This is a genomic window from Methylocaldum marinum (genome assembly GCF_003584645.1).
GTDB classification, from domain to species: domain Bacteria; phylum Pseudomonadota; class Gammaproteobacteria; order Methylococcales; family Methylococcaceae; genus Methylocaldum; species Methylocaldum marinum.
Map to the genome: position 1 here is coordinate 3271228 of NZ_AP017928.1, position 26550 is coordinate 3297777.

Genomic DNA, 26550 nt, shown 5'->3' on the forward strand with positions numbered 1-26550 from the left:
ATGCAAGACCATCCCGCCGCCCGGCTCGAAAAATGTGTGTACAAGGCCGTGGCGGAAGTGACCGGACACGCGCTCGACGAGCTTTCGCCGGACTTGTTTCTGGAGAGCGATCTCGGCCTGGATTCGATCAAGACCGTGGAGCTGATGAACGCCATCCCGCCACAACTGCCGGACCACCTGCGGGAAGCCTTCGACGCCCAACTCGGCGCCGGGACGCTATTCCAATTGCAGACCCTGGGCGAGTTGGTCGCGATCATCGCGGCCATGGGGAGCGGCGAAGCGCCCCTTCCAGCCGCGGAGGCCGATCCGCTCGCCGCGGCGCACCGTACTCCCGTTCTCGACGTCGCAGGTCGGCAAGCCTTTGCCGACGAACCCGCCGGCTCGTCGGCTTCCTCCCGCCGCTCCGACGCGGGCGAGAAATCCGGGCTGGCGCGCAACATCCGCGAAACGGTCGCCGGCATTACCGGCCACGATCCGTCCGAACTCACCGCCGATATGTTCCTGGAGAGCGATCTGGGGCTGGATTCGATCAAGACCGTGGAGCTCATGAACGCCCTGGCTTCGGCCTTGCCGGCGGAGCTGCAGGACGATTTCGGCGCCAAGCTCGCGTCGGGCGCGCTGTTCAACATTCAGACCCTGGGCGAGCTGGAGGCTCTGATCCGAGGCGAGGAACCGGGCGCCCCGGCTCCGGCAGCCCTTGAATGCGCCTCCCCGTGCGCCAAGAGCGCGGCTCCGGCCTTGCCGGCCGATCAGCCGCCGGCCGTGGAACCGGTGGCGCGGCCGATGGATATTCTGTTCTCCCAGTATCCCTTCCTGGTCTCCCACTGGGCGGTCTGCACCTGCAGTCTCAGCTCCCGCATCCGCCTGCAAGGTCCGTTCGACGCGGAGTTGGCGCGGCGCGCCTGGAATGCCCTGCTGGAGCGTCACCCGATGCTCAGGGCGCGTTTCGTCATTCCGCCCGGATGTCAGAGCCTCAAGGAATACCGGCTCGAAGTCCTGGACGGGGTGACCGCACCGGCGGTCGACGTGACCGATTTGCGCCATCTCGACGCTCCCGCCCGGGATGCCTTTCTGAACGACGAAACCCATCGTCTGTTGGACAAGGAATGGCACCTGGATCAATGGCCGGTGCATCAGTTCGCCGCCTATCGCTTGGCGGACGATCTCCACGAAGTGGTGTTCTCGAACCATCACGTGTTCTCGGACGGTCTCGGCAATCAGCTGGTCATGCGCGAATTCGTCACCTTGTACGCTGCCGCCGCGACCGGCCGGCCCGCGCCGCTGCCGCCCTCAACCGCGCTGGAGCGTTACCGGGAAACCGTGCAACGCATCAATGGCTGGCAGGACCCCGAGGCGGAAAAGGCCCTGGAAGCGTTTCTCCGCGCCCAGGGCAAGGACCGCTTTTTCTGGAGTCCGGAGAAGAAAGGACTGCCGAAAAATACACGGGCCGCCAATCGGACCCATCACTTCTGCGCGGATCCCGAGACCACGGCGGCATTGCTGCGGTCGGCCGGCAAATGGCGGCTGCCGGTAAACACCCTGCTGGCGGCCGCCTACCTGCGCGCGCTGGGGTCCCTCGATCCGGCGCTGACACAGGTCATTCTGAACATTCCCACCAGCGGACGCGTTTACCCCGGCACCGACGCCGGACACATGGTGGGCTGCTTTGCCCAGAACCTGGCCTTGACGCTGACTCTGCCGGGCGAGCACGAAGCGCTGGAGAATTACCTGCCGCAACTGCACGAGCGTATCGAGAGCGCCATCGCGGCCGGTTATGACCGGGCGCAAACCCGCCAGGCCGCCGTGGCGGTGGTCGATCAGCTCCGCCTGCAGGACGGCCGCGTCGGCGAACCGCTGGCGACCCTGATCCGCTCCACGATCAAGTCGAACCTGTATCTGCCCTATATCGGCCAGACCCGCATCGAGGAATCCTACGGCCCGCTGCGGGTGGTCGAATATCACGCCGCGACCTCGACCAATCCCGGGACCCTCGACGTCCTGGTGGAAGTCTTCCATGGCCGCTTCAACATGACCGCCAACTACGACGCGGACTATTTCACACCCGCGCTCGTGGCTGCCATCGCCGAGGAATTCGTCCGCCGGATCGGCGATGTTGCCCGCGCCGGCGAACGGCTCTCCGCGCCTCCGCCGGCTCCGCTCGCCGCGGTGGACGAGTCCCTGGCCGCCCGCTTGCTGCGCGTGACCGGGGAAGTCGCGCACCGCGCCGTGGGGCCGGAAGCCCTGGACTACGATCTGGAATCGGAGCTCGGCCTGGACTCGCTGGAACGGATTCGCATCGTCGGCCGTCTGCAGCAGCAGATGGGGCCGGTGGACACCCGCGCTCTGCTGGGCTGCCGGCGACTGCGGGAAATGGCCACCCTGTTGCAGGGAGCGGCGGGTAAAACCGAGGCCGGCGAAACAAACGCGATGGCTCGACCGGTCCCTCCGCCGACCCTCCGTCCCATGAACGAAGAACTTCCGCCCATCCCCTATCTGCACGTGCAGGCGCAATGCCGCCGCACACCCGAAGCCCTGGCGGTACAGGCGGAACATGAGGAACTCTCCTATGGCCGGCTGCATACCGAATCGAACCGGCTGGCACATTTTCTCAGAGCCCGCGGGGTGCGTCCCGGCATCGTGGTGGGATTGCTGCTGACCCGGTCGTCCAATTTCGCGACGGCGGTGATGGGGGTGCTCAAGGCCGGCGGCGCCTACGTTCCGATCGACCCCGCCTATCCCCCGGCGCGCATCGAATACATCGTGGCGCACGCCCGCATCGACACCATCCTCACCGAGGAATCCGTCCTGGAAACCATGGGCGGCGCGGTAACCGCCGCCCTGCCGGCGCGCACCTTCCTGCTCATGGACTGCGACTACGCCGGCCTGCATCGTGCCGATTCCCGTTGCGGCGACCATCGCGACTGGCTGGGACGCGCGGTCTGGGCGAGCTATCCGGAGCACGAGCCGGAATGCCTGAACGGGCCGGACGATCTCATGGTGGTGCTCTACACCTCGGGTTCGACCGGGACGCCCAAGGGCGTCGCCCTCGCCCATCGCGGCTACATGAACCGCCTGGTCTGGCATCAGAAACTGTTTCAGCTCGAGCCGGGCGAGCGCGTCGCCCAAAGAACCTCGATTTGTTTCGACATCTCGGTCTGGGAGCTCTTCTGGCCTCTCATGTACGGCGGCGTGGTCTGCCCGGTCGGCGCGGACGTGCTGCGCGATCCCTGGCGGCTGGCGGACTGGATCGAGACCCGGCGGATCGCCGCAATGCACTTCGTGCCTTCCCTGTTCGGCGAGTTCCTGATCGCCATGGACAACAAATCGCCCCGCTGCGAGCACTTGCGGTGGCTGATTTTCAGCGGCGAGGCGCTGCCCGTGGCCCATGTGCAGCGCTGGTTCGACCGCTGCGGCGAACGGGTCGGCCTCGCCAATCTGTACGGTCCCACCGAGGCCTCGATCGACGTGACCGCCCATCTGATACGCTCGCGGCCGCCGGAAGGGACGCTGCGTATCCCGATCGGACCGGCCATGCCCGGGGTATACCTGCGAATCCTGGATGAAAGCATGAAACCCGCGCCGGAGGGCGCCGTGGGTGAGCTCTGGATCGGCGGGACGCAGTTGGCGCAGGGTTATCTCCACGATCCCGAGCGGACCCGCGAGAGTTTCAGGATCAATCCTTTCTCCGACATACCCGGCCGCTGGCTATATCGCACCGGCGACCTGGTGCAGCGCTTGCCGAACGGCAGCTACGACTTCCACGGACGGGTCGACGGCCAGATCAAGATCCGCGGCTTCCGGGTGGAACTCGGCGAGATCGAAGCCGCTCTCGGCGTCCTGCCGGGTATTCGGGAAGCCGCCGCTCTCGCCATCGACACGCCGAATGGGCACAAGCGCCTGGTGGCCTGGCTGGTCGGACGCGAATTCCCCCTGAAGGACCTGCGCGCCGCCCTGGCGAAACAACTGCCGGAGTACATGCTGCCCCACGAGGTCCGTCAGGCCGATGCGCTGCCCAAGAATCATAACGGCAAACTCGACCGCAAGTCGCTCAAAGAGTGGACCGAAACCGGCAAGGCGCCCCCCTTGAAGGCGGTTTCCGGCACGCCGGAGATCCAGCTGCCGAGCGCCGATCCTAGCGCCGGCTTGCCCCTGGGGCCGGCGCAATCCTGGATCACCCGCTTCTTCCAGCCGCCTTACCAATGGGCCGGCTACACCCGCTTCCGCTATTTGCAGCCGCTGGACGTCGACGTTTTCCGCAAGGCCATAGACGCGCTCGCTCGGCGCCATCCGGTGCTGCGCTCCCTGTTCTACCAGGAGCACGGCGAATGGCGGCAAACCGTGGCCCCGCCCGAGTCCGAATTCAGCCTGGATTTTTATGACGGCGCCCACCTCACGGCCGAACAGCGCAGCGTGGAAATTCGGCGGCTGGTAAGGGAAATCACGGATGAACTGCGCATCGACCGGTTCCCCTTGTGGCGGGTGCTGGTCATCAAGGAGCGCGACGACGCCCACGACCTGACCATAGTGGGTCACCACATGATCAGCGACCTGGTCAGCAACAGCATTCTGTTCCGGGAGCTCTGGCAGATTTACGGACAGTTGCTGGTCGATCGGGCGCCGGAGCTTGCGCCTCCCCCGCCCTCGTATTTCGATTTCGTGCAATGGCTGGCCCAGCCGGAGCAGCAGGAAGCGCAGCGCCGTTACGCGGACTACTGGCGCGCCTGTTTCCCGAGCCGGGAATATGCCTTCCGGGTGCCGCTCGACCATCATCTCGGCGCGAACGACGAGGCCTCTTCCGCCAGCGAGCGTTTCGTACTCGGCCATTCCGGCTTTCATGCGCTCAACGAGGCGCGCAAGCATCTCCAGGGCCAGCTCTACCATCTCCTGCTGGCGGCGGCCTACCGGCTGATGGCCGAATGGAGCGGCCAATCCCGGGTGGTCCTGAGCCACCGCTCGCACGGACGCGATCCGGGCAATGGCCTGACCTTGTACGACAGCGTGGGCAATTACGCCGTGAATTTCCCGCTCGCCGTGGAACTGGACACCGGAGAAAGCTGGCGCGAACTGATCGGCCGAATCGCCCGCGGCCTTGCCGAAGCGCCGTTGAACGGGATCAGCTTCGACGTGGTGGGCCGCCAATTGCCCGCGCACATCTACCCGGACAACAATCTGACCCCGGTACGCATCAATTATTTGGGAAATCGCAGCTTACCGAAGTCCAACATCTTCGAGTTCATCGATACCGATTGGGATCAACGCTACTCGCCCCCGAGCCAGCAGCGCATATCCCTGATCGAGATTTTCCTTTCCATGGTCGAAGGCGAACTCCGGGTCGAGCTCAATTATTCCCGGAATTTTTTCAAGGCCGAGACCATCGAGCGTCTCGGCCGGCGCTACCTGGAACTGCTGAACGAGCTGAGTGCAACGCCGAACTCGCCGACCGCGCTCCGCCTGGTGAGCCCGCCGGCGGTGCCGGCGAGCGAAGCTCCGGCCCTGATACCGCTGAAAACGCCCCGGCTGCAGGAAATCCCCCTGTCGGCGCGCTCCGCCGGCCGCGCCGTCAAAGCGGCGCTGGTTACCGGCGCGAGCCGCGGCATCGGCCGGGCGATCGCCCGAAAACTCGCCGGCCAGGGCATTGCCGTGGCGCTTTCCGCCCGCGACCCGGCCGGGCTCGAGGCCGTGGCCCGGGAAATCGCCGACAGCGGCGGCACCGCCCTGGTCGTTCCGGCGGATGTGCGCAAGCTCGATGAGGTGCAACACCTGGTGGGCAAAGTCCTTTGCCGCTTCGGCCGCCTGGACGTACTGGTCAACAATGCCGGAATCACCGGCATGTCGGCCTTGGCGAGCTCCTCGCCGGAAGAATGGAAACGCATCGTCGAAGTCAATCTGTTCGGCGCCTATCATCTGTGCCGCAGCGTGGTGCCGCACATGATCGAGCGGCGCAGCGGGAAAATCGTGAACCTGGGTTCCGATTCCAGCCATATCGGCTATCCGCTGTTCAGCGCCTACGCCGCCTCCAAGCACGCGGTGCTGGGCCTGACCAAGTCGCTGAGCGAGGAACTGAAGCCGCACGATGTCCAGGTCAACGCGGTCTGCCCGGCGTTCGTCGACACCGACATGACCCCGCCCGGCTACCGCGCGCGATCCATTCCGGTCGACGCGGTCGCGGACGCGGTGGCCTTCCTGGCGTCGGCGGAGGCCGACTGGATCACCGGCCAGCATCTCTGCATCTACGGCCGCCAGGACATGTACTGGTTCGGCTCGGAAAAAATGGCGGCCGTCGAGACGCGATCGGGAGTCCGCCAATCGGAGGGCGCGAGCACGGAGCGGCGGCATGCCTAAATCCGGTCCGCCCACGCCCGAACATCCGCTGGCGGGCGTCGCGCTGGGAACGCTGTACGCCCTCGGCGGGTTGCTGGGAATATCGCTCGGAATCCTCAACCCGATCATCGCCATCGTCCTGGAAGAGCGCGGCGTCGACGGGGTATTGATAGGCGCCAACGCATCGCTGCCGTTTGTCTGCGTGGCCCTGGCCGCCCCCCTGGCCGGCCGTGCTCTGCGGCGGGTCGGGCTGCGCCGGGTCGTGGCCGTGGGCCTCCTGGCCTACGCGGGTGCGGCCGTGGCCTTTCCCGAGCAAACCGGCATCGGCGCCTGGTTCGGCTTGCGCGGATTGATGGGCCTGGGTCTGGCCTGTGCGATGATCGGCACTCAAACCGGCCTGTCATGTTTTGCCGGGGAGGAACGCCGGGCGCTGGCCAACGGTATTTACGGCTTGTGTTTCGGCATCGGATTGGCCGTGGGCCCGGTCGTGGGTTCATATTTGTACGGGCTCGCCCATCATCTGCCGTTCTCCGCCGCCGCCGTGCTCCTGGTTCAAGCCGGCGTCCTGGTGGCCATCGGCCTGCCCGGCGCGCGCGCCGAACCGGAACGCGCAAGCGCCCGCCTGCTGCTGCGCGCCGCAATCCCGGTGCAGGCGGTATTGGCCTACGGCTTTGCGGAAGCCACCCTACTGACGTTGTATCCCGCGGTACTGGTGCGACAGGGTTTCACCGCCATGGCCGTTGCCCATCACCTGGCGGCGTTCGTCCTGGGGGGCTTGCTGGGCACTCTGCCGGTCAGCCACCTCGGGGACCGTCTGGGCTACCGCCGTGTGCTGTTCGGTTGCGGCCTGGCAGGCATCATCGCCCTGGCGGCACTGATGCGGATCGATTCGGTCTGTACCCTTATCGCCGATGTCTGGGCACTCCTGGGGCTGGAATCCAGGCCACCCGCCGCGGAGTTCGTCGCCGGCGCGGCGGCCATTGCGACCGGACTGACCCTGGGACCGGTATTCGCCCTGGCTCTCGCGCTGCTCGCCACGCTCCTGTCCAGAGCCCAACTTCCGGGCGGCACCGCCTTGTTCACCGCGGCCTTCGCCGTCGGCTCGGCCGGCGGCCCCTGGCTGTCGGCGTGGCTCGTGCAGCATGAGGGTGGCCGGCACCTGTTCACGCCTTCCATGGCCCTGTTCGGGCTGCTGGTGCTGAGCCTGGCGATGAACTGGTTGTGGCGCCGGCTCCGGAGCCTCGCGGGTGCCTATGCGATCGATGCCGGCTGAATCGATACGGCGGCGGGCCGGCCGGAGCGACGTCCGCGTCTTCTCCGGCCCGCGCTGGCCTACACCCGACTACAATTAATGAAACACATGTTCGTCAAGGCCGATGAAAAGGAAATGCAGCATGACCCGCCCCGATCCGATCCTGCAGAGCCGTCGGCGATTTCTGCGCCAAACCGGCGCTCTCGCCGCCGGCGCGGTCATCTCTCCGGACTTGTTCAGGGCCGCTCACGCGGCGCAGAGCACTTCGCCGTACCTCGCGTGGGAACAAACTACCAAAGGCGACCTGACCGATCTGGAATACGTGGCGCTCTGCGGCACACTGGCCGCCAATGCCCACAACACTCAGCCCTGGGCCTTCAACCTGCTGGGCAATCGGATCGTTCTCTACGCCGACCTTGCCCGCCACCTGGGCCGGGCCGATCCCCGCCGCCGGCTCATGCTGATGGGCCTGGGCTGCGCAGCCGAGAACATGGTCGTGGCGGCGGCGCAGCTCGGTTATGCAGCCACGGTGGCCGACACGGAGGCCGGTGGTTTTCTGGAAAACGGGGGCCGTTGTGCGGCGCTGGAGTTGACCCGGCGATCCGATTCGAACAGTCACCCGTGGTTTCCGGCCCTATTCCGCCGCCAGACCACCCGCGCCGAGTTCGGGCCGTTGTCGATCCCCCGCAACGAATTCACCGCAAGCCTTGACGTCCATGGCGAAATCCCGGGCGTTCACCTCGCCTGGTATGGCACCGCCTCCGAACATGAAGCCATCGTCCGAATCACCGCCGATGCCGCCGCCGAGTTCGTGGCGAACGATGCGGCCTACCGGGATTCGATGGCCTGGTTCCGCCGGTCCAGGCGGGAATGGGAAACCTACCGCGACGGGATCTCGATCTTCACCAGCGATGCTCCCTGGCTGGTGAAAGAATGGGTGGAGCTCCTGTCCACCCCCGAGGATCTGGTATCGGCCGAGTTCCGCCAGGGCGAGATCGACGTCGTGAAACGCCTGGCCGAAGCGACGCCGCTTTGGAGCTTGGTGTGGAGCGAGCGGGATACCCCGCACGCCTGGTTTCAGGGCGGTCGGCTGATGGAGCGGGTTTATCTCGCGGCCGCCGCACAGGGGCTTGCCCTACATCCCCTGGCGTACCCGACCGAATCTCCCGTGGGCTCCGCCGGTTTGGCGAAGTCGCTCGGCCTTGCTCCGGGGGCGGTGCCTCTGATGCTGCTGCGCGTCGGCCTCGCCCGGCCTTTGGAGCGTTCGGTGCGCCGGCCACTGGAAGCGGTACTTCGTTGATTCATGCTGACAAAATTAGGCGGTCCCATGCTAGACAAGATTCTTTCGCTCCGGAACTCCCCGATCCATACCCGTTATTTCATCAGTCGTATCCGGGGATTACTCGACGCCGGACTGGACGCGGCAACGCCGGATCCGGTACGGACACAACACACCCTGTTCCCCACGGCGGGGATCGACGTTGCCTTGCCCAAAGTCGGGCGCGACATGATCGGCGAAGTGATTCCCCACCGCGGCGAAATGCTGCTGCTGGACTACATCGCCTGGGTCGACGATGATTTCCGCCGCGGTCTGGCGGTAAAAAAGATCAGGGAGGACGAGTTCTGGGTGGCCGGCCATTTCCCCGGGCATCCCATCATGCCCGGCGCACTCATGCTCGAAGCCAGCGCGCAACTGGCCCTGTACTTGTCCAACCGGCGCCTGGCGGAACCGGCGGTCGGACTGTTCGTGCGTATCGAGAATGCCCGCTTCCGAAGCACCGCCGAACCCGGCGACGAGTTGCTCATCCTCTGCGAAAACGTCGAACAAGCCCGCAATATCTTTTATTACGACGTGCAAGGACTAATCAAGGACCGCATCGTCTTCGAGAGCCGAATCGTCGGCCTGCTGTCGAAAGCCAAGAAGAAATGAATGGCGCCGTGGGCACGCATCAATCGACTCACGCATTGGTAGGTCGGCAATCCTTTGCCGACGAACCGGCTGACCCATCCGCACCGTCGGCAAGGGATTGCCGACCTACGCACTGCACTCGCGTTCCACACAACTTTTTCACATCATTCTTTGGGAAATTCACGAAGTGCAGCCTGCTCCTCCGTGGTCTAAGGATGTACCCCGTTGAAAATCGGAAAGGAGCCCAGGAGGTGAAAGATGAAACGCATCATCATCGCGTTGTCCTTGATGGCGACGCTGGCTTTGACTGGCTTAGGCCTAGCTCAAACGGAACCGGATTACGCGAAGCACGTACGAGAAGCTCGCCAGCACGTGACCCTGGCCGTAACGGAGGGCGAGAAGGGCGATGCCGAGGCGCTCGTGCAACATGCTCGTACCGGTTTGGACCACGTCGGAATGGCGCAGAAAGAGAAGTCTCTTCCCGACTTGGAGAAAGCGGCCGAAAGTTTGCAGGATGCCATTAGCCAAGGCCAGGCGGGCAATACCGACAAAGCAACCGAACGCGCCAAAGAATCGGTCGAATATCTCGATGCGGTCTTAAGCGGTCTAGGTGGATGAACCGAACGCTACGATCTGCGCAGCCTTCGTCGGCAAAGGATTGCCGACCTGCGCCTCGACCCGTTGTCATTTCCGGCCCCGTCAGTCGATCGGGAATCCTTTCAGGAACCCCCGAATCACCTTGACATGATCGAAACCTTCCGCATTTGATCGGTACGCTAGGACCGTGCCGAAGTCGAAAGTAAACTATGGCGCACGGGTCGAAACGTGCTTTGAATCGGGACGGCGCCCCGGTTCGACTTTGGCTGTGAGTACGATTTCGACTGTCGGGAATTCCCAAGAACACGCTTCACCATGTCTGACTTTCACCACACCTATACTTTCGATCCCACCTACGGCTATACCCAGAACGCGCTACTCCAGGTCGGAACTCCGGACATTCCGGACGATTTCGCCGCATTTTGGGAGTCCCGCTACCGCCGGGCGCTGACAACCTCGCCCCAACCGCGCCTGAACCAATGGCCGGACGATAGGGAGGGTTTTGCCGTGTACGACCTCGAATACCGTTCCACCGACGATTTCACCATCGGCGGATGGCTGCTCCTGCCGCAAGGCCGGCCGGTGCGGCGCGGCGTGGTGGTGGGACACGGCTACGGCGGCCGGGATGGTCCGGATTTCGACCTGCCCGTCGCCGACGCCGCCTTCCTGTTTCCCTGTTTTCGCGGCCTTTCCAGAAGCCGCCGGCCGCCCATTTCGGACGAACCCTACTGGCACGTTCTGCACGACATCGACAAGCGCGACCGCTACATTCTCGGCGGCTGCGTGGATGATGTGTGGCTCGCGGTTTCGGCCCTCCTCGAACTGTGCCCCGAAACCGCCGCTCATATCGGCTACATGGGCATCAGCTTCGGTGGCGGCATCGGCGCCCTGGCCCTGCCCTGGGACCCCCGCATCCGGCGAGCGCACCTGAACATGCCCACCTTCGGCCATCACCCCCTGCGCCTCGAACTCCCGACGGTGGGCAGCGGACACGCCATCAGAAATTACCAGCAACAGCACGGTAACGTTATGGACACATTGCGCTATTACGATGCCGCAGGTGCGGCGGCGCATACCCAAGTCCCCGTGCTGGTCGCCGCCGCCTTGTTCGACCCGGTGGTGGCGCCGCCCGGACAATTCGCAGTCTATAACGCTCTCGCCGGACCGAAGAGCCTTTATATTCTGGAAGCCGGACATGTCGACTATCCGGCCAGAATGCGTCAGGATGCGGAATTGCGGAACATCATCGCTGACTTTTTTCAGGCACTGTAAATCTCATGGAACCACAGGTCTTCGATTGCTGCTCAGCCCCCCCGGTTATCGGCATGAACCGTGAATATCATCGTTGGTACAGCCCCAGGCTGAGTCGAGACATGGAACTGCTGGTGTTCGGCCATGGCGGAGCGAAAGTGCTGGTGTTCCCTACGCGCGACGGCCGTTTTTACGAATACGAGGACCTCCGCATCGTTCAAGCCCTGGCTCACAAGATCGAGGCGGGGCAATTGCAACTCTATTGCGTCGAGGGCCTGGCGAACGAAACGTTTTACTGCACCTGGCGACACCCCGCGGACCGCATTCGGCGCTATATCGCGTACGAGGAATACATCCTCAACGAAGTGTTGCCGTTCATGGCCGCGAAAAACCCGCATTCCTGCATCATCGCCCATGGCTGCAGCCTGGGCGCCTTCTATGCCGCCAACATCGCCTTCCGCCACCCGCACCTGTTTCGCAAGCTCAGCGCCTTTTCCGGACGCTACGATCTGACCCTCGGGGTCGAACATTTCAGCGACCTGTATGACGGGTATTACGACGAAAACATCTATTACAACACCCCCTGCCATTTCCTGCCCAACCTCGGCGAAGGCAGCCAACTGGACGCCTTGCGCGCCATGGACATCATCCTCGTCATCGGCCGCGAGGATCCGTTTCTCGAGAACAATCGCTATCTGAGCCGCGTGCTCTGGGATAAAGGCGTGTGGAACCACTTGAGCGAGTGGGACGGCCGCGCCCATCAAGCGCACTACTGGCGCAAGATGGCACCGCTCTACGTGTGATTCGGCTTTCGCTTTTCAGACTAAAGCGCTTGCGCGGAAATGCCGCATGGACCATGTACGACCGTCCGAATTCTTTTTGTTATAGTCGAGCCGAAGCTCAGCTTTCGTCACTGCGACGTACCGCAGCAGGAAACCCCTCCCATGTTGTTTTTATGCAGGTATCGCCATGGTCAAAAAAACATCCTCCGATACGAATCAGACTGGGGAAGAAATCCTTCAGGAAAGCACTATCCCGACGACTTCCGAATCGCACGAGGAAGCCGTGATGGAAACGACCGCCTTAGACACCGTTCCCGCAACGCCGGTACAGGCTGCGGTACAAGGCCTGCAGAACGGTGCGAGCGATGCGCGGGAAGCCGTTTCCGGAACCGTCTCGAACGTGAGTCAAACCCTTTCCAAGCTCGTCTATAACGGCTTTTATTATCTTTCATACGGGGTCGTCTACAGCGCGCTTGCGGTCTCGAACCTGATTCCAACCGATAATGCCATGGGCGAAGGGTTACAGGCTGGAGCAGAGGCTGCCAGGAAATCCTTCGACGAGCACCAGAAGGAGCGGGCTGCCGCCTTCGAGCCCCCCGCTGACGCCGGCTTGGCCACATCCTGATCTTTCACTCCTCTTCGGAAAAACCCCGCCTCTGTCGCGGGGTTTTTTCGTTCATCACAAGCTGGGCCAACGAAGCTCTGAATAAGCCCTCTCCCTCTGGGAGGATTGGGTGAGGGCCTGTTGGATCAATTAGTTGCACATATTATTACTCTGAATCTGAGACTTAATCGGTGGATTACTCGGAGCCTGTCATCGATGGGTTTCGCTTCGCTCTACCCATCCGATTTATGTTCAGTTGAACGCCGAATGGAATAATCCACCGCTTCCGGGCCACTCGGCGGGTTACCGTCTTGCAGCCTTCGTAGGTCGGCAATCCTTTGCCGACGAACCCGTTTACCCAACGGCTCAAGTGCGGGGTGCGGGATCACGCTCAAATCGAGGGAAAACGCCACCGCCGCGACCGAGTATTCGTAGGTCGGCAATCCCTTGCCGACGCCGACGATTGATCGATCCTTTATGTCGGAAAAGGATTTCCAAGACTCGCGCCTTCCCGGACGGTAGATATGAAAATGCTCTACTGCCCTTCCCCTCGACCGCGTACCGCTTCCCGAAACGCTCCGATCCCGTCTGCACGACGGCCGGCGCCGAATCCGTAACGTTCACGAATCAGTCATGGACCTGTCATCAGGATGACCCGAAGCGATTTATAGAATCCGGGTCTCCAGAAGTCTCGAGAGGTATCCCATGCACGCCTTCGTTTTACCGAAACCAACGAAAAATTCGTCTCCCATGCGCAAAGCCGCCGTGCCCGCCCTGGCGCTGGCATTGAGCGCCAGCGTCCAGGTCTTCGCGGACACCGGCGAATTCCAGACTGTCGACAGGCAAAATATCACCGAATCCAACCAAGCCGATTTGCCTTCGGTCCCGCAAATGGAACAAGGCATCCAGTTCGGCGATGTCGGCGACGGGCGCGCTATCGTCTGGAGCCGCTGCGATCGCCCGGCCCGCATGTGGGTGGAATACGCGTTCGACGAGCAATTCACCGATTCCAAAATCATCCGCGGCCCGCACGCGCTCGAAGTCTCCGATTTCACGGCGCGCCAGGAGCTGACCGGACTGCCGTCCGGAAAAGACGTGTATGTGAAAGTCTGGTTCGAGGATCTGACCAACGCCCGCAACAAGAGCGAGCCGGTCACCGGCCGTTTCCACACCGTCGGCAAGCACGAGGATATCCGCTTCGTCTGGGGCGGCGACACCGCCGGCCAGGGTTGGGGCATCAACGAGGCCTTCGGCGGCATGAAGATCTATGAAGCCATGCGCCAGGTGAAGCCCCTTTTCTTCATCCAGAGCGGCGACAGCGTCTATTCAGACAGCCCCATCGAAGCGAGCCAGGAGGCCGAAAACGGCCAGATCTGGACCAATATCGTGACACCCGAGGTCGCCAAGGTCGCCGAAACCCTGGCCGAATTCCGCGGCCGCTACAAGTACAACCTGCTGGATGCAAACCTCCGCCGCTTTAATGCCGAAGTGCCCCAAATCTGGCAATGGGATGACCATGAAGTCGTCAACAACTGGTCGGACGCCAAGGATTTGGACAACGACCCCCGTTATACGGTCAAGGATGTCCCGCTCCTGATCGGCCGCGCAGCCCGGGCTTTCCAGGAGTATGCGCCGTTGCGCCCGCATACTGCAGAAGAGTCCGAACGACTCTACCGTAAAATTTCCTATGGTCCGTTGCTGGATGTGTTCGTCATCGACATGCGCAACTACCGTGGCCCGAACACGGCAAACCTGCAAACCACCGAAGGACCTGAAACGGCATTCCTGGGCGAAGAACAGTTGAAGTGGCTGGAACAAGGATTGAAGGATTCGCGCGCGACCTGGAAAGTCATTTCCGCCGACATGCCGATCGGACTCAACATCGGTGACGGGGTGGACGAGCAGGGTCAGCCCCGCTGGGAAGCCATCGCCAACGGCGACAACGGCCCGGCCGCCGGCCGCGAACTGGAAATCGCCCGTCTGCTTCGATTCATCAAGCACAAGCGGATTCACAACATCGTGTGGCTGACCGCCGACGTCCATTACGCCGCCGCCCATTTCTACGATCCCGGCCGGGCGCAATTCAAGGATTTTTCGCCGTTCTGGGAATTCGTCGCCGGCCCGCTCAATGCCGGTTCCTTCGGCCCCAACACAACCGATGGCACCTTCGGGCTGCAAGTCGTCTTCGCCAAGGCTCCGCCCGCGGGTCAGGCCAACCTCTCGCCCTATGCCGGCTTACAGTTCTTCGGCGAAGTCAACATCGATCGCAAAACCCGCGAATTGACGGTGGACCTGAAGGATTTGTACGGCACATCGGTATTCAGCAAAACGCTGAGGGCAAAACCGGGCCGATAGTCCGACTCAGCGGGCAAAGCGGGGCCGATTCGCGGATGAATCCGCCCCCTACGCCCGCTCGGAATCGCTCGCGGCGGACCGGCCGCCTTCCATGATTCCAAATCACTTTCAAAAAGGCATTCATTTTTGTAGGGTGGGTTAGGCCGCCAGGCCGTAACCCACCACGCAACCTCGCATCGGTGGTGACGCGGAGCCTGTCCTGAGCCCAGTCGAAGGGCTAACCCGCCATCGATGGGTTTCGCTTCGCTCTAACCCATCCTACGATGAATGTTCACTCGAATGCCGAATGGAATTGCCGGCAATGTAGTAGGTTGCGATCTATGTCTCAGTTTTTTTACATATGATGTACTAAAATGAGTGATTTGCCTTGCGATATGTGTCATATACCGCATTTTCCAGTTTTAGCCTCGAATCCTGGAGAGCCTTATGGGTTTTCAAGCGTGGTTTCGCTCATATGGCCTATCGGATTATCTCCTTTGTTTACTGGGCTTCTCGGTTTTTTTCGGTAAAGAGCCTGGCTTTGTCCCCATGGGGTGGTACGAGAATTGTTTTAGGAATTCGTGCAACCCGATGAGTGGTTCGCCCGTAATGGCTTAGGGATGCCAACACTCATCGCCGTTGTGCATTAGATCCCAGAAGAACCGTTAATAGCATCAGTTAAGGAGAAAACGATGAACAGAATGTTGTTCGCTATGGTAGCGATGGGCGTGACTGCATTCGCTCCGATTCAGGAAGCGTCTGCGCACGTCGGCTGGGGAAACCGCGATTTGATTTTGAATGCGGAAAACATGATCGACAATGGCAATGACTCGACCAGATACGAATATCGATTCGGCAGTGTCACAGGCAACTACGGCTGGGCCGACGGTCTGGATTACGACTGGGGTAACAGTCATCGCGTGAGGTTTACCAAGTTCGAGATCACTAATCCCACGGGCGCCCTGGTAGACATCAGCGTTTGGGCGGCTAGCGAGCTGACCAATCCCGATACCGGAGAAGTCACGACGGCTTTGGGCGATTTGAATCCTGCTATCACCTTGTACAAAGGCGTCGGTGAAGTGGTGGACTACGGCGGTACCACAGGTGCCCATAGTCTTGTACCGGCCAGTTCTTTTGATACAACAGAGTTCCTTAATGCGGACGATTTAGGCAAGGAAGGCTTGTTCAGAGCGCTGCACGACGTCACGATGTGCAACACATCGGGCCAGTGCGGCACGCAGGCATACGTAGCGCACGCAGGTGAAATCAACGATCCGGGCGACAGCATATCCTTGGCCGGTCTTTTCCTGGAACCGGGTTGGTATTCATTGGTCATCGGCGGCAATTCGCATATCGGTATTCCCCTCTTTAAAAACGATTTCGCTGGCGCTGGGATCAATGATCCTGACGGCGTAAGAGGTTTTCATGTAGATCTGACGGTCACGGCCGTTCCGGTTCCGGCAGCTGTCTGGCTGATGGGGTCCGCTCTGGTCGGATTGATCGGCATGAGAAAACGGGTAGCGGCGGTCTGACGGTGTTCGGGCTTCATCCCTGATTGAAAACCGCCGAGATTCTGATATCGATGCATTGTCTCGGTTCGCAAGCCGTACGGACGCAGTTTCCCCCGGACAGGGAAGTCGTTTTCTCCAGAGTTTCGATTCTTGCCGGAACGCGCAACTTCGCGGCTTTTGATTTTCCGGCCGTTTCAATCAGTGCAGAGCACTGGATAAGCGTGGATTGACGATTATCGACCCAACACGACACGCCCGGCATTCGGGCTTCGCACGTTCTTTTATGGCCAAATCGCTTTCGAATGCGTCCGCTCACACCAAACCCGATTCCGTTTCGGCGCTGGACCGCACCGTTCTTTATCTTACCGTTTCACTGACCGGCGCCTCCGTGATGGTGCTGGAACTGCTCGGGACTCGGCTGATCGGGCCTTTTTACGGCGTCAGCATCTATGTCTGGTCATCGTTGATTTCGGTGACAATGATCGCCTTGGCGTTGGGCTATTGGCTCGGCGGCATGATTGCCGATCGGATTCCGGGGCTACGCCTGTCCTATTTGATCGCGTCGGCCGCCGTGGCCACGCTGCTGATTCCAATATTGATACGTCCGGTACTGTTGTTGACCGATCCGATGGGATTGCGCGCGGGAGCGTTTTTCAGCGCGCTGCTGCTGTTTACGGTGCCGCTGACTCTTTTGGCGATGACCGGACCTTATGTCATCAAGCTGGCCGCGCGGCAACTCGCGAATGTGGGGGCTCTGTCGGGTTCGGTCTACGCGGTCAGCACGCTCGGCAGCGTGATCGGAACCATCGCACTCGGGTTCTATCTGCTTCCGATGACCGGGGCGCGTGCGGTGCTTTACGGTCTCAGTGCATTGCTCGGCTTGTTGGCGTCGACCCTGGTGTTGTACGAGCGGCGCGGTTTAGGGGGCAACGTCGCGACGCTATGCGTTGCGGTGATCGTTTTCGCGTGTTTCGGCGGCGGCGCTCTAGCCTACGAGCATCATCGCCCGCAGCCCTGGGGCAAGGGTTTGACGCTGCTTTACGAATCCGAGAGCGTCTACGGCTGGGTTCGGGTTATCGACGACCAGGCGCAGAAGGTGCGGTTCATGATGTCGGACGCCTCGACGATCAGTGCCGCGGATTTGGATAATGTCCGCTCGGGCTTGTTGTCGTATCAATGGGTGACGCAACGGCTGCCGGTCTTCAGGCCCGCTGCCCGCTCCGCGCTGTTGATCGGCCTGGGCGGCGGTCATATCGCGGCCGGCCTGGAGCGCCAGGGCGTCAAGACCGATGCGATCGAGATCGATCCCGCGGTTGCCTACGCAGCTTCGCGCTATTTCCATTATCACCCCTCCGGCGACTTGCTCATCGGCGATGCCCGTTACCAAATCCGGCGCCTGAACAAGACATACGATTTCATCATTCACGATTGTTTCACCGGCGGCTCGGAGCCGGCCCATCTGATGAGTATCGAGACTTTGAGGGAACTGAAGGCGCATCTCAATTCGGGCGGCATATTGGCCATCAACTTCGTCGGCTTTGCCGAGGGCGAGCGCCGAATGCCCGCTCAGCTGGTTTACCGGACCTTGGGGGAAGTATTCGAGCATCGCCGGGTTTACGTATCGGAACCCGATTCCGAATTCAACGATTTCATCTTCTTTGCCGCGGACGAGCCGATCAACGTCCATCCGGAAGCGGCCAGCGCGAGAACGCTGGACTTATTGGCTAAGCGTCGGTTTTTTGGAATGACCGAAGGCGAACGCATCGTGACCGATGATTTCAATCCGCTTGAAAGCCTGCAAGTCAGCAAGGCGGAAATGTACCGCAAGGTGCTACTGGAGCGGGTCGGTATGGATGTCTTGCTGCGCTGACGATCGCCATCAGGCCCGAGCAACGAAGCGTTTCCGAAGGAGCCCGGCGTCAATCCGCCGGGAAGCGGCCCAGTTCCAGTCGCAAGGTATTCCATGCAGGCCTTCGTTTTACCAAAACGCAAAATTCCGTCTCCCGTCCGCAAAGCCGCCGTGCCCACCCTTGCGCTGGCATTGAGCGTCAGCGTCCAGGTCTTCGCGGACGCCGACGAACTCCTCAGGGCGCCTTCCTTATTCCAAATCGCCTTCAAAAAGGCATTCATTTCTGTAGGGTGAGTTAGGCCGCTATGAGGCAGGCATCCTTTAAACACGATCGAAAGCCAGGCTCTCGTCCAGCCCGTCGGCGGGAAATCGGCACTCCCTCCCCCGGCATCCCGACCAAAAAGTAACCAAAAATTTACTTTTTTCGAACCGCGTCCGCATAATTTTCGGCTAGCCTTAAGCGTTACCTAACAAGAACGATCCACGCAGGATGTCGTTTCCAATCCCCGGCTGCAGCGCATCGGGGACGCCGGGCCTCCTTCCCGGTGGACTGAAATCCCAACTGTAGCGAACTCGCCCGAAACATCGGCTCAGGACCGAACAACGCCCATGACATACATCCAAGGAACACGACTGATCAAGGTTTATTCCCCGCTCGGCCCGGACGTTTTGCTGTTTCACGACATGACCGGCCGGGAACGCCTGGGCGGCCTGTTCAGCTATGAACTGGATCTCCTCAGCACCGTCGGCAGCCTCAACCCGGACCAGCTCCTCGGCGACCGCCTGGATGTCGCCCTGACCCTCCCCGACGACAGCGTCCGCTATTTCAACGGCGTCGTCTGCCGCTTCGCCCAACTCGGCGCCACCGAGGACGAACGGCGCACCCTGGTCCGTTACCGGGTCACCTTGAGACCCTGGCTCTGGCTGCTCACCCGCACCGCGAACTGCCGCATCTTCCAAAAGAAAACCGCCCCCGACATCACGGTGCTGCGCTACGTGCAGCAAGGGTGCCATTGGATCACCCTGATTCTGGACAATGCCCGCACCCATCGGCACGCCATGGAAGTGGCCGCAAGGGAGTTGCTGTCGGAGATCGCCGAACTCGCCCACTGGCCGGACTTGGAAGCCACCACGGTGGAGTTTCTGCATACCCCCCCGTACTCGCCCGCTCTCAACCCGGCCGAGTATCTGATCCATTGGGTTCGCCAAGAGACTCTTTATCATCTACCCTGCACCTTCACGCTCCAGGAAAAGGCGGATCGCGTTCGTCACCATCTCGCCCAGGCGCCGCCCTTCACTCCCGAACAAATGCAAAAGCTCCTGCGCCATATTTACAAGTTGCCAAAGGATAAAACAGTAAAATAGACATTATCGGAAACCACCTTTCATAACCGGAACAGAGGAAAAGGCCGGCTATCAATAACTCTGGTTTCGGCAGTAGCTCCTGTAATTGTGCAGGCCGCAGGCCAATTCAATGACGACATCGTCGTAGCCTTCCTTGGTGTTCCTGAACACGTCTTTGACGACGCGGCACCGCTTGATTCCCGAGATGATGTGTTCGATGATCACGCGGATGCTTGAGTGGAGCCGGTTGGCCTCCTGGTCGTCGGCCGAAAGCCGGCCGTTGCGCGGCCTCTTCTTCGGCTGGTGGACTGTGACATTCGCCAGTTCGTGTCCCTGGAAGCCGCTGTCGCGATACAGCTCGACGCCGTCGGGGAACCGGGTCCCTTCTTCGTCGCAGATCTTCTTGTCGTGCTTCTTGCCCTCATGGGTCGAACCCAAGTACTTGACCTGCCTGTCCTCCAGGCCGCCGACAAGGTTGTTCTTCACAGTGTGGCATTTTTTTTACCGCTGTAGTGGATGCGTTGCCCCAGGTCGTTGACGGGGCGGTTGATGCGCCTTTCCGTCCCGTCTATGCCCAAGTCCTGCCGCGCCTCCTGCTCCAGCCTGGACAGCATCTCCTCGGTGAGCCGGGCGGGCTTGTGCCCGCGGGCGTCAAGTGTCTTGTTGAGCACCCTGCTCAACAGGTGGATCGTGAAGTTGGCCCGGGGTTGGCTCATGCCGAACAGATGCGCGATGACCTCTTGCAGAGGGTAGGTCTTCAGATAGAACAGGATGAACAGCAGCCGGTCGGCCATGCTCGCGATAATCGGCGGACGCCCTCCTTTAGTCAGATTCCTGCCGGTTTCTTCGGCCCATGTCGCCGCAAAAGAAACCAAGAGTTCCTCAAACTCGGAGGCCTTCAGACTGGTCATGGCCATCAATGTCTTCGGCTTTTGCTTCACGTCTTCGTAGGAAAGCATACTCTTGCCCTTAGTTCTCTTAGTTCTCTTCGTTATTCAATGACAGACTGTCATGCTAGTTTCCGATAATGTCTAATGGCCTAAATTGGAATGAGAATGTGGTATATAATCGAAACAGATCAGCAAACATGAAAGTCCAGCACCTTAACCTTAAGTTTCTCTTTATATTTATTGCCCTGCTATTTTTTGTAGAAAAGGTATCTGCCATGTCACTATTCGCTAAAAAAGTCATGTTTTCCGAGGTTACGGGCTTTGTCACCTTAAATGGTGAGCCGGTAAAAGGAGCTGAAATCGATCAGGTGTACCAATGGTCGTGGGACGAAAAAAAAGAGGAAGCTCGAACCACCACGGATGACCAGGGTGTATTCACATTTCCCCTGCGTGAAAAAAGCGGCGTTATATCTAGCATCATGCCCCATGAGCCTGTAATATTTCAACAGATTACCATTAAATACCAAGGCAAAAATTATGTCGCCTGGCAACATTCCAAGCATAATTATGATCGGTATGGGGAATTAAAAGGCAAAAAGTTAGTATTGCGTTGCGAGTTATCTGATCAGCCCCGAAATGACGGTTATGTGTTCGGGATTTGTACATATTAATTGACGAAAGGAGTTATTGATGGCCGAGTTAACCCCTAAAGAAGCCGCCAATCTGGCAAGAAAAGTCTATGACGTTAAAACAGAGTTAACATGGAATGCCATGTTAAATCAGATTGCCAGCGACCCTTCACTAGCCGGTTTTAATCAAAATCCCAGCAAGGGCATAGGCAAATCGGGCTGGGGACAAACATCCGGATTTGCCTATATGGCACATGGCTGCGGCACACATAGCGGTGAAAGACTGGTGGCAATTAGAGGCACCGCTTCATTAGCAGACGGGCTGACCGATGTTCGTTGCAGCTTTACGTATTCTCCTTCCGGTTATGTCGTTCATCGTGGCTTTGCATTGGCTTTTGAGTCGATTAAACCGGATATCGATAAATTTTTTAAACAAGCCGGAAGCCAGTCTTCGCAAGTGCATGTGGTGGGTCATAGTCTAGGGGGAGCCATTGCCTGCTTAACAGCCGAATATTTAAGTCTCCTCGGCAATAATGTCACTCTCTACACATTTGGTTGTCCGCGTGTGGGAAATGGCGCATACGCCAGTGCCATGGATAAATTGTTGGGTACCCATAACATCCATCGCGTCTATCATGAGGCCGACCCGGTCAGCATGATACCTTTATACCCTTTCGTGCCGGTTTCAAATAGTTGTTTAGGTCACAAGCTGCCCTGGAAAGGCATAATGGGTTCTCCTCACGCGCATTTCATGGATAATTATATTGCAACTTTAGCGGATTGCAGTTGGCGTTCGTTGCCCACCGTACAAAACCATGATTTTTTTGCTTCCATGGAGGCTTGGTTAGAGCAGGCAGGCAAGGACGGCGGTACAGTCAAAATGTATTCCTGTGCATCATTGAACCAGATATTCAAGGCATTGAAATGGGTTTTAGAATCCATGCACAATTTGGGAGCCGCCATGGCTCAATTTGCCTTTTCCGGCGGCATTATCCTCATTGATGTTTTGGCTTATCTACTTTATCAAGGTAGTTTGCTCGGCGTGACAATTGCCGGCTATGTAAAAGCCATTTTAAAAGCCATTCTTAAGTTTCTTGGCCGTGCGGTTGACAGTATCCAGAATGTAACCGTTGCTTTCATCAAATATGTACTGGATATGTTTTTCAGGTTGCTGGCCAGCGCCGCCTCACGGGCCATAAATCTAATTGCATGATCGCTAGGCTGGCATGGACTGACGCGCAGATCGAGTGATTAAACCTATTCGTTATCTTTTGCCGACTCTTTATTTCGCCACGGGTGAACCCTCAAAAAAATCAGCGGCCTCCGGGGCGCTTTCGTCTTCTGTTTTAACAGCCGCACCGATTAGTTCGGCAATCGCCGCGATCACGCCCCGGTTTTCCTGCAAAAACGCCCCAGCGCGCCGAGCCAGCTCCGCCCGGCGTTCAGGGTCGGCATACAATGAATGAACCGTGCTGACAATGTCTTGTTGAGTCCGACATTGCAGCGCGGCGTTCCTCTCCAGCACGCCGGCCGCTATCTCCTTGAAATTGACCATGGCAAGTAAATCGGTAAAACTACGTTAGTTCTCAAATTTTTATTCAATCACGATATCTTGATTGATTCCCAATATATTGGCCTCGTCATCGAATATCGCATTTCTCGAAATCGGCATATACCGGGTTCCTGAGCAATCATGGCTTGCAAAAGCGTGCGACTCCTCAGCAGGTGCCGATTAAGTGTTTAGCCCCAGGCATAGCCGGCCAGAATCGAGCAGATCATCGCCTTGACCTCGGGCTGCTGCTTCGGATGAAAAATCACATCCTGGAAGCGGCCCTCGTACCAGGCGTCGACGAATACCCGGAACGTATCGACGCCGCGCTTCAACGGGCGTGCGTATCGTGTTCCCAGTCGACCGGGCTCGCCCCGGAACTGCCGGTCCAGCACCGCCGTTGCCAATGTCGCCGACTTCATCGCAATCGTCACGCCCGAGGAAAACACCGGATCGAGGAATTCGACGGCATTGCCGAGCAAGGCATAGCCCTTGCCGTAGAGGCTTTTCACGTTCGCAGAATAGCGACCAGCGTGTTGATCTTGTCGTCGAATACCGCGTCGTTCAGAATCCGCCGCAGACCCGGCGCCTCGGCGATCAAGTCCTGCAACTTGGCGCCGTAATCCTCGCCCGGCGCATAAAACCGCTGCTCGGCGACCACGCCGATGCTGCTGCTGCGGCCGTTATGGCCAAATCGCTTTCGAATGCGTCCGCTCACACCAAACCCGATTCCGTTTCGGCGCTGGACCGCACCGTTCTTTATCTTACCGTTTCACTGACCGGCGCCTCCGTGATGGTGCTGGAACTGCTCGGGACTCGGCTGATCGGGCCTTTTTACGGCGTCAGCATCTATGTCTGGTCATCGTTGATTTCGGTGACAATGATCGCCTTGGCGTTGGGCTATTGGCTCGGCGGCATGATTGCCGATCGGATTCCGGGGCTACGCCTGTCCTATTTGATCGCGTCGGCCGCCGTGGCCACGCTGCTGATTCCAATATTGATACGTCCGGTACTGTTGTTGACCGATCCGATGGGATTGCGCGCGGGAGCGTTTTTCAGCGCGCTGCTGCTGTTTACGGTGCCGCTGACTCTTTTGGCGATGACCGGACCTTATGTCATCAAGCTGGCCGCGCGGCAACTCGCGAATGTGGGGGCTCTGTCGGGTTCGGTCTACGCGGTCAGCACGCTCGGCAGCGTGATCGGAACCATCGCACTCGGGTTCTATCTGCTTCCGATGACCGGGGCGCGTGCGGTGCTTTACGGTCTCAGTGCATTGCTCGGCTTGTTGGCGTCGACCCTGGTGTTGTACGAGCGGCGCGGTTTAGGGGGCAACGTCGCGACGCTATGCGTTGCGGTGATCGTTTTCGCGTGTTTCGGCGGCGGCGCTCTAGCCTACGAGCATCATCGCCCGCAGCCCTGGGGCAAGGGTTTGACGCTGCTTTACGAATCCGAGAGCGTCTACGGCTGGGTTCGGGTTATCGACGACCAGGCGCAGAAGGTGCGGTTCATGATGTCGGACGCCTCGACGATCAGTGCCGCGGATTTGGATAATGTCCGCTCGGGCTTGTTGTCGTATCAATGGGTGACGCAACGGCTGCCGGTCTTCAGGCCCGCTGCCCGCTCCGCGCTGTTGATCGGCCTGGGCGGCGGTCATATCGCGGCCGGCCTGGAGCGCCAGGGCGTCAAGACCGATGCGATCGAGATCGATCCCGCGGTTGCCTACGCAGCTTCGCGCTATTTCCATTATCACCCCTCCGGCGACTTGCTCATCGGCGATGCCCGTTACCAAATCCGGCGCCTGAACAAGACATACGATTTCATCATTCACGATTGTTTCACCGGCGGCTCGGAGCCGGCCCATCTGATGAGTATCGAGACTTTGAGGGAACTGAAGGCGCATCTCAATTCGGGCGGCATATTGGCCATCAACTTCGTCGGCTTTGCCGAGGGCGAGCGCCGAATGCCCGCTCAGCTGGTTTACCGGACCTTGGGGGAAGTATTCGAGCATCGCCGGGTTTACGTATCGGAACCCGATTCCGAATTCAACGATTTCATCTTCTTTGCCGCGGACGAGCCGATCAACGTCCATCCGGAAGCGGCCAGCGCGAGAACGCTGGACTTATTGGCTAAGCGTCGGTTTTTTGGAATGACCGAAGGCGAACGCATCGTGACCGATGATTTCAATCCGCTTGAAAGCCTGCAAGTCAGCAAGGCGGAAATGTACCGCAAGGTGCTACTGGAGCGGGTCGGTATGGATGTCTTGCTGCGCTGACGATCGCCATCAGGCCCGAGCAACGAAGCGTTTCCGAAGGAGCCCGGCGTCAATCCGCCGGGAAGCGGCCCAGTTCCAGTCGCAAGGTATTCCATGCAGGCCTTCGTTTTACCAAAACGCAAAATTCCGTCTCCCGTCCGCAAAGCCGCCGTGCCCACCCTTGCGCTGGCATTGAGCGTCAGCGTCCAGGTCTTCGCGGACGCCGACGAACTCCTCAGGGCGCCTTCCTTATTCCAAATCGCCTTCAAAAAGGCATTCATTTCTGTAGGGTGAGTTAGGCCGCTATGAGGCAGGCATCCTTTAAACACGATCGAAAGCCAGGCTCTCGTCCAGCCCGTCGGCGGGAAATCGGCACTCCCTCCCCCGGCATCCCGACCAAAAAGTAACCAAAAATTTACTTTTTTCGAACCGCGTCCGCATAATTTTCGGCTAGCCTTAAGCGTTACCTAACAAGAACGATCCACGCAGGATGTCGTTTCCAATCCCCGGCTGCAGCGCATCGGGGACGCCGGGCCTCCTTCCCGGTGGACTGAAATCCCAACTGTAGCGAACTCGCCCGAAACATCGGCTCAGGACCGAACAACGCCCATGACATACATCCAAGGAACACGACTGATCAAGGTTTATTCCCCGCTCGGCCCGGACGTTTTGCTGTTTCACGACATGACCGGCCGGGAACGCCTGGGCGGCCTGTTCAGCTATGAACTGGATCTCCTCAGCACCGTCGGCAGCCTCAACCCGGACCAGCTCCTCGGCGACCGCCTGGATGTCGCCCTGACCCTCCCCGACGACAGCGTCCGCTATTTCAACGGCGTCGTCTGCCGCTTCGCCCAGCTCGGCGCCACCGAGGACGAACGGCGCACCCTGGTCCATTACCGGGTGACCTTGAGACCCTGGCTCTGGCTGCTCACCCGCACCGCGAACTGCCGCATCTTCCAAAAGAAGACCGCCCCCGACATCATCGTCCAGGTGTTCCGCGACCACGGCTTCACCGATTTCGAAACGCGCCTCACCCGCACCTATCCGCTGCGGGACTACTGCGTCCAATACCGCGAATCCGACTTCAACTTCGTCAGCCGGCTCATGGAAGAAGAAGGCCTCTACTATTTCTTCGAGCACACCCGGGGCAAGCACACCCTGATCCTGGCCGATGCCGCCGCCGCCCACCCGAAGATGCCCGGCTACGAATCCATCCCCTACTTCGAACCGAACAACAGCACCCGGCGCGAGCGCGATCACCTGTACGCCTGGTCGTTCGCCCGTGCAATCCAGCCGGGCCGGTACGTCCTCATCGATGATCCTGGAAACGGCAGTTGGACGTGCTCGAGTGTGCGGCGGGCGGGCCGGCTGGCAAGGCGCGACGCCGCCGCGGGGTAATCTCCCGCAAGAAGGAGCAACGCCGCCAGGTGGCCCGCCCGCCGTGCAATCGGGTACGTAGCGGCTTCACCCAAGCAGT

Annotated in this window: 21 protein-coding genes; 16 read left to right on the forward strand and 5 right to left on the reverse strand. The window is 60.1% G+C overall.

The genetic code is table 11. The features are described from left to right. The 12 genes from sS8_RS14390 (at position 1) to sS8_RS14455 (ending at position 19775) form a co-directional block, all read left to right on the forward strand. On the forward strand, positions 1-6342 hold the full coding sequence (locus sS8_RS14390) for a non-ribosomal peptide synthetase (protein WP_119630218.1): 6342 nt from the start codon (positions 1-3) through the stop codon (positions 6340-6342). Beyond that, a complete protein-coding gene (locus sS8_RS14395; protein WP_119630219.1) occupies positions 6335-7594 on the forward strand; it encodes an MFS transporter in 1260 nt (419 codons plus the stop codon). Before sS8_RS14390 ends, sS8_RS14395 begins: the two co-directional genes overlap by 8 nt. 121 nt (positions 7595-7715) lie before the next feature. After that, positions 7716-8873 carry an Acg family FMN-binding oxidoreductase gene (locus sS8_RS14400; RefSeq protein WP_170161085.1) on the forward strand — a complete coding sequence of 386 codons (1158 nt, stop codon included), beginning with the start codon at positions 7716-7718 and terminating at the stop codon, positions 8871-8873. A gap of 27 nt (positions 8874-8900) precedes the next feature. Then, on the forward strand, positions 8901-9503 hold the full coding sequence (locus sS8_RS14405; protein ID WP_170161086.1) for a 3-hydroxyacyl-ACP dehydratase FabZ family protein: 603 nt from the start codon (positions 8901-8903) through the stop codon (positions 9501-9503). A 237-nt stretch (positions 9504-9740) separates the two neighbouring features. Continuing rightward, positions 9741-10100 carry a small metal-binding protein SmbP gene (gene smbP, locus sS8_RS14410; RefSeq protein WP_119630222.1) on the forward strand — a complete coding sequence of 120 codons (360 nt, stop codon included), beginning with the start codon at positions 9741-9743 and terminating at the stop codon, positions 10098-10100. Positions 10101-10394: 294 nt separating this feature from the next. Then, complete coding sequence (locus sS8_RS14415) at positions 10395-11351, forward strand: acetylxylan esterase (protein ID WP_119630223.1); 957 nt, start codon at positions 10395-10397, stop codon at positions 11349-11351. Between the two features lie 53 nt (positions 11352-11404). Next, a complete protein-coding gene (locus sS8_RS14420) occupies positions 11405-12133 on the forward strand; it encodes an esterase family protein (RefSeq protein ID WP_119632803.1) in 729 nt (242 codons plus the stop codon). Positions 12134-12299: 166 nt separating this feature from the next. Then, positions 12300-12737, forward strand: coding sequence for a hypothetical protein (locus sS8_RS14425; protein WP_119630224.1), 438 nt, complete (start codon positions 12300-12302; stop codon positions 12735-12737). Between the two features lie 729 nt (positions 12738-13466). Beyond that, a complete protein-coding gene (locus sS8_RS14430; protein WP_119630225.1) occupies positions 13467-15071 on the forward strand; it encodes an alkaline phosphatase D family protein in 1605 nt (534 codons plus the stop codon). A gap of 671 nt (positions 15072-15742) precedes the next feature. Continuing rightward, on the forward strand, positions 15743-16582 hold the full coding sequence (locus sS8_RS14435) for a VPLPA-CTERM sorting domain-containing protein (protein WP_145986545.1): 840 nt from the start codon (positions 15743-15745) through the stop codon (positions 16580-16582). Between the two features lie 262 nt (positions 16583-16844). Then, complete coding sequence (locus sS8_RS14445; RefSeq protein ID WP_170161087.1) at positions 16845-18431, forward strand: fused MFS/spermidine synthase; 1587 nt, start codon at positions 16845-16847, stop codon at positions 18429-18431. 588 nt (positions 18432-19019) lie between these two features. Further along, entirely contained in the window at positions 19020-19775 is a 756-nt protein-coding gene (locus sS8_RS14455; protein WP_119630229.1) for a contractile injection system protein, VgrG/Pvc8 family, read from the forward strand. A gap of 51 nt (positions 19776-19826) precedes the next feature. On the opposite strand, the gene sS8_RS14460 is transcribed toward sS8_RS14455, so the two are convergent. Beyond that, positions 19827-20240 (reverse strand): transposase family protein, encoded by a 414-nt coding sequence (locus sS8_RS14460; protein ID WP_119628793.1) that lies wholly within the window; start codon positions 20238-20240, stop codon positions 19827-19829. Then, positions 20237-20713 carry a helix-turn-helix domain-containing protein gene (locus tag sS8_RS14465; protein ID WP_119628919.1) on the reverse strand — a complete coding sequence of 159 codons (477 nt, stop codon included), beginning with the start codon at positions 20711-20713 and terminating at the stop codon, positions 20237-20239. The genes sS8_RS14460 and sS8_RS14465 overlap by 4 nt, the downstream gene beginning before the upstream one ends. Before the next feature lie 128 nt (positions 20714-20841). Here sS8_RS14465 and sS8_RS14470 point away from each other — a divergent pair, with 128 nt between their 5' ends. Next, entirely contained in the window at positions 20842-21315 is a 474-nt protein-coding gene (locus tag sS8_RS14470) for a DUF6795 domain-containing protein (RefSeq protein WP_119630230.1), read from the forward strand. Positions 21316-21334: 19 nt separating this feature from the next. Beyond that, positions 21335-22486, forward strand: a complete 1152-nt coding sequence (locus tag sS8_RS14475) for a lipase family protein (RefSeq protein ID WP_119630231.1) — start codon at positions 21335-21337, stop codon at positions 22484-22486. A 69-nt stretch (positions 22487-22555) separates the two neighbouring features. On the opposite strand, the gene sS8_RS14480 is transcribed toward sS8_RS14475, so the two are convergent. The 3 genes from sS8_RS14480 to sS8_RS29235 all read right to left on the reverse strand — a co-directional run bounded on the left by sS8_RS14480 (position 22556) and on the right by sS8_RS29235 (position 23540). Beyond that, positions 22556-22828, reverse strand: a complete 273-nt coding sequence (locus sS8_RS14480) for a hypothetical protein (RefSeq protein ID WP_179952368.1) — start codon at positions 22826-22828, stop codon at positions 22556-22558. Positions 22829-23013: 185 nt separating this feature from the next. After that, the gene (locus sS8_RS29230) at positions 23014-23334 is read right to left on the reverse strand and encodes an NAD(P)/FAD-dependent oxidoreductase (protein WP_232020316.1); all 321 of its coding nucleotides are present in this window, start codon (positions 23332-23334) and stop codon (positions 23014-23016) included. Then, positions 23331-23540, reverse strand: a complete 210-nt coding sequence (locus sS8_RS29235) for a hypothetical protein (protein ID WP_232020317.1) — start codon at positions 23538-23540, stop codon at positions 23331-23333. Before sS8_RS29235 ends, sS8_RS29230 begins: the two co-directional genes overlap by 4 nt. Between sS8_RS29235 and sS8_RS14490 the strand changes: the two genes are divergently transcribed. Together sS8_RS14490 and sS8_RS14500 are read left to right on the forward strand one after the other, a co-directional pair. After that, complete coding sequence (locus tag sS8_RS14490; protein WP_170161087.1) at positions 23508-25094, forward strand: fused MFS/spermidine synthase; 1587 nt, start codon at positions 23508-23510, stop codon at positions 25092-25094. The two genes, sS8_RS29235 and sS8_RS14490, sit on opposite strands and share 33 nt — an antisense overlap. 588 nt (positions 25095-25682) lie before the next feature. After that, a complete protein-coding gene (locus sS8_RS14500) occupies positions 25683-26471 on the forward strand; it encodes a type VI secretion system Vgr family protein (protein ID WP_119630232.1) in 789 nt (262 codons plus the stop codon). Positions 26472-26550: the final 79 nt, after the last annotated feature.

Coding starts and splice junctions, on each gene's coding strand:
- sS8_RS14400 (WP_170161085.1), top strand. CDS start 7,716: ATGACCCGCCCCGATCCGATCCTGCAGAGCCGTCGGCGATTTCTGCGC.
- sS8_RS14470 (WP_119630230.1), top strand. CDS start 20,842: ATGAAAGTCCAGCACCTTAACCTTAAGTTTCTCTTTATATTTATTGCC.
- sS8_RS14390 (WP_119630218.1), top strand. CDS start 1: ATGCAAGACCATCCCGCCGCCCGGCTCGAAAAATGTGTGTACAAGGCC.
- sS8_RS14490 (WP_170161087.1), top strand. CDS start 23,508: ATGGCCAAATCGCTTTCGAATGCGTCCGCTCACACCAAACCCGATTCC.
- sS8_RS14395 (WP_119630219.1), top strand. CDS start 6,335: ATGCCTAAATCCGGTCCGCCCACGCCCGAACATCCGCTGGCGGGCGTC.
- sS8_RS14500 (WP_119630232.1), top strand. CDS start 25,683: ATGACATACATCCAAGGAACACGACTGATCAAGGTTTATTCCCCGCTC.
- smbP (WP_119630222.1), top strand. CDS start 9,741: ATGAAACGCATCATCATCGCGTTGTCCTTGATGGCGACGCTGGCTTTG.
- sS8_RS14405 (WP_170161086.1), top strand. CDS start 8,901: ATGCTAGACAAGATTCTTTCGCTCCGGAACTCCCCGATCCATACCCGT.
- sS8_RS14435 (WP_145986545.1), top strand. CDS start 15,743: ATGAACAGAATGTTGTTCGCTATGGTAGCGATGGGCGTGACTGCATTC.
- sS8_RS14475 (WP_119630231.1), top strand. CDS start 21,335: ATGGCCGAGTTAACCCCTAAAGAAGCCGCCAATCTGGCAAGAAAAGTC.
- sS8_RS14425 (WP_119630224.1), top strand. CDS start 12,300: ATGGTCAAAAAAACATCCTCCGATACGAATCAGACTGGGGAAGAAATC.
- sS8_RS14455 (WP_119630229.1), top strand. CDS start 19,020: ATGACATACATCCAAGGAACACGACTGATCAAGGTTTATTCCCCGCTC.
- sS8_RS14415 (WP_119630223.1), top strand. CDS start 10,395: ATGTCTGACTTTCACCACACCTATACTTTCGATCCCACCTACGGCTAT.
- sS8_RS14445 (WP_170161087.1), top strand. CDS start 16,845: ATGGCCAAATCGCTTTCGAATGCGTCCGCTCACACCAAACCCGATTCC.
- sS8_RS14480 (WP_179952368.1), bottom strand. CDS start 22,828: ATGGTCAATTTCAAGGAGATAGCGGCCGGCGTGCTGGAGAGGAACGCC.
- sS8_RS14430 (WP_119630225.1), top strand. CDS start 13,467: ATGCGCAAAGCCGCCGTGCCCGCCCTGGCGCTGGCATTGAGCGCCAGC.
- sS8_RS14420 (WP_119632803.1), top strand. CDS start 11,405: ATGAACCGTGAATATCATCGTTGGTACAGCCCCAGGCTGAGTCGAGAC.
- sS8_RS14465 (WP_119628919.1), bottom strand. CDS start 20,713: ATGCTTTCCTACGAAGACGTGAAGCAAAAGCCGAAGACATTGATGGCC.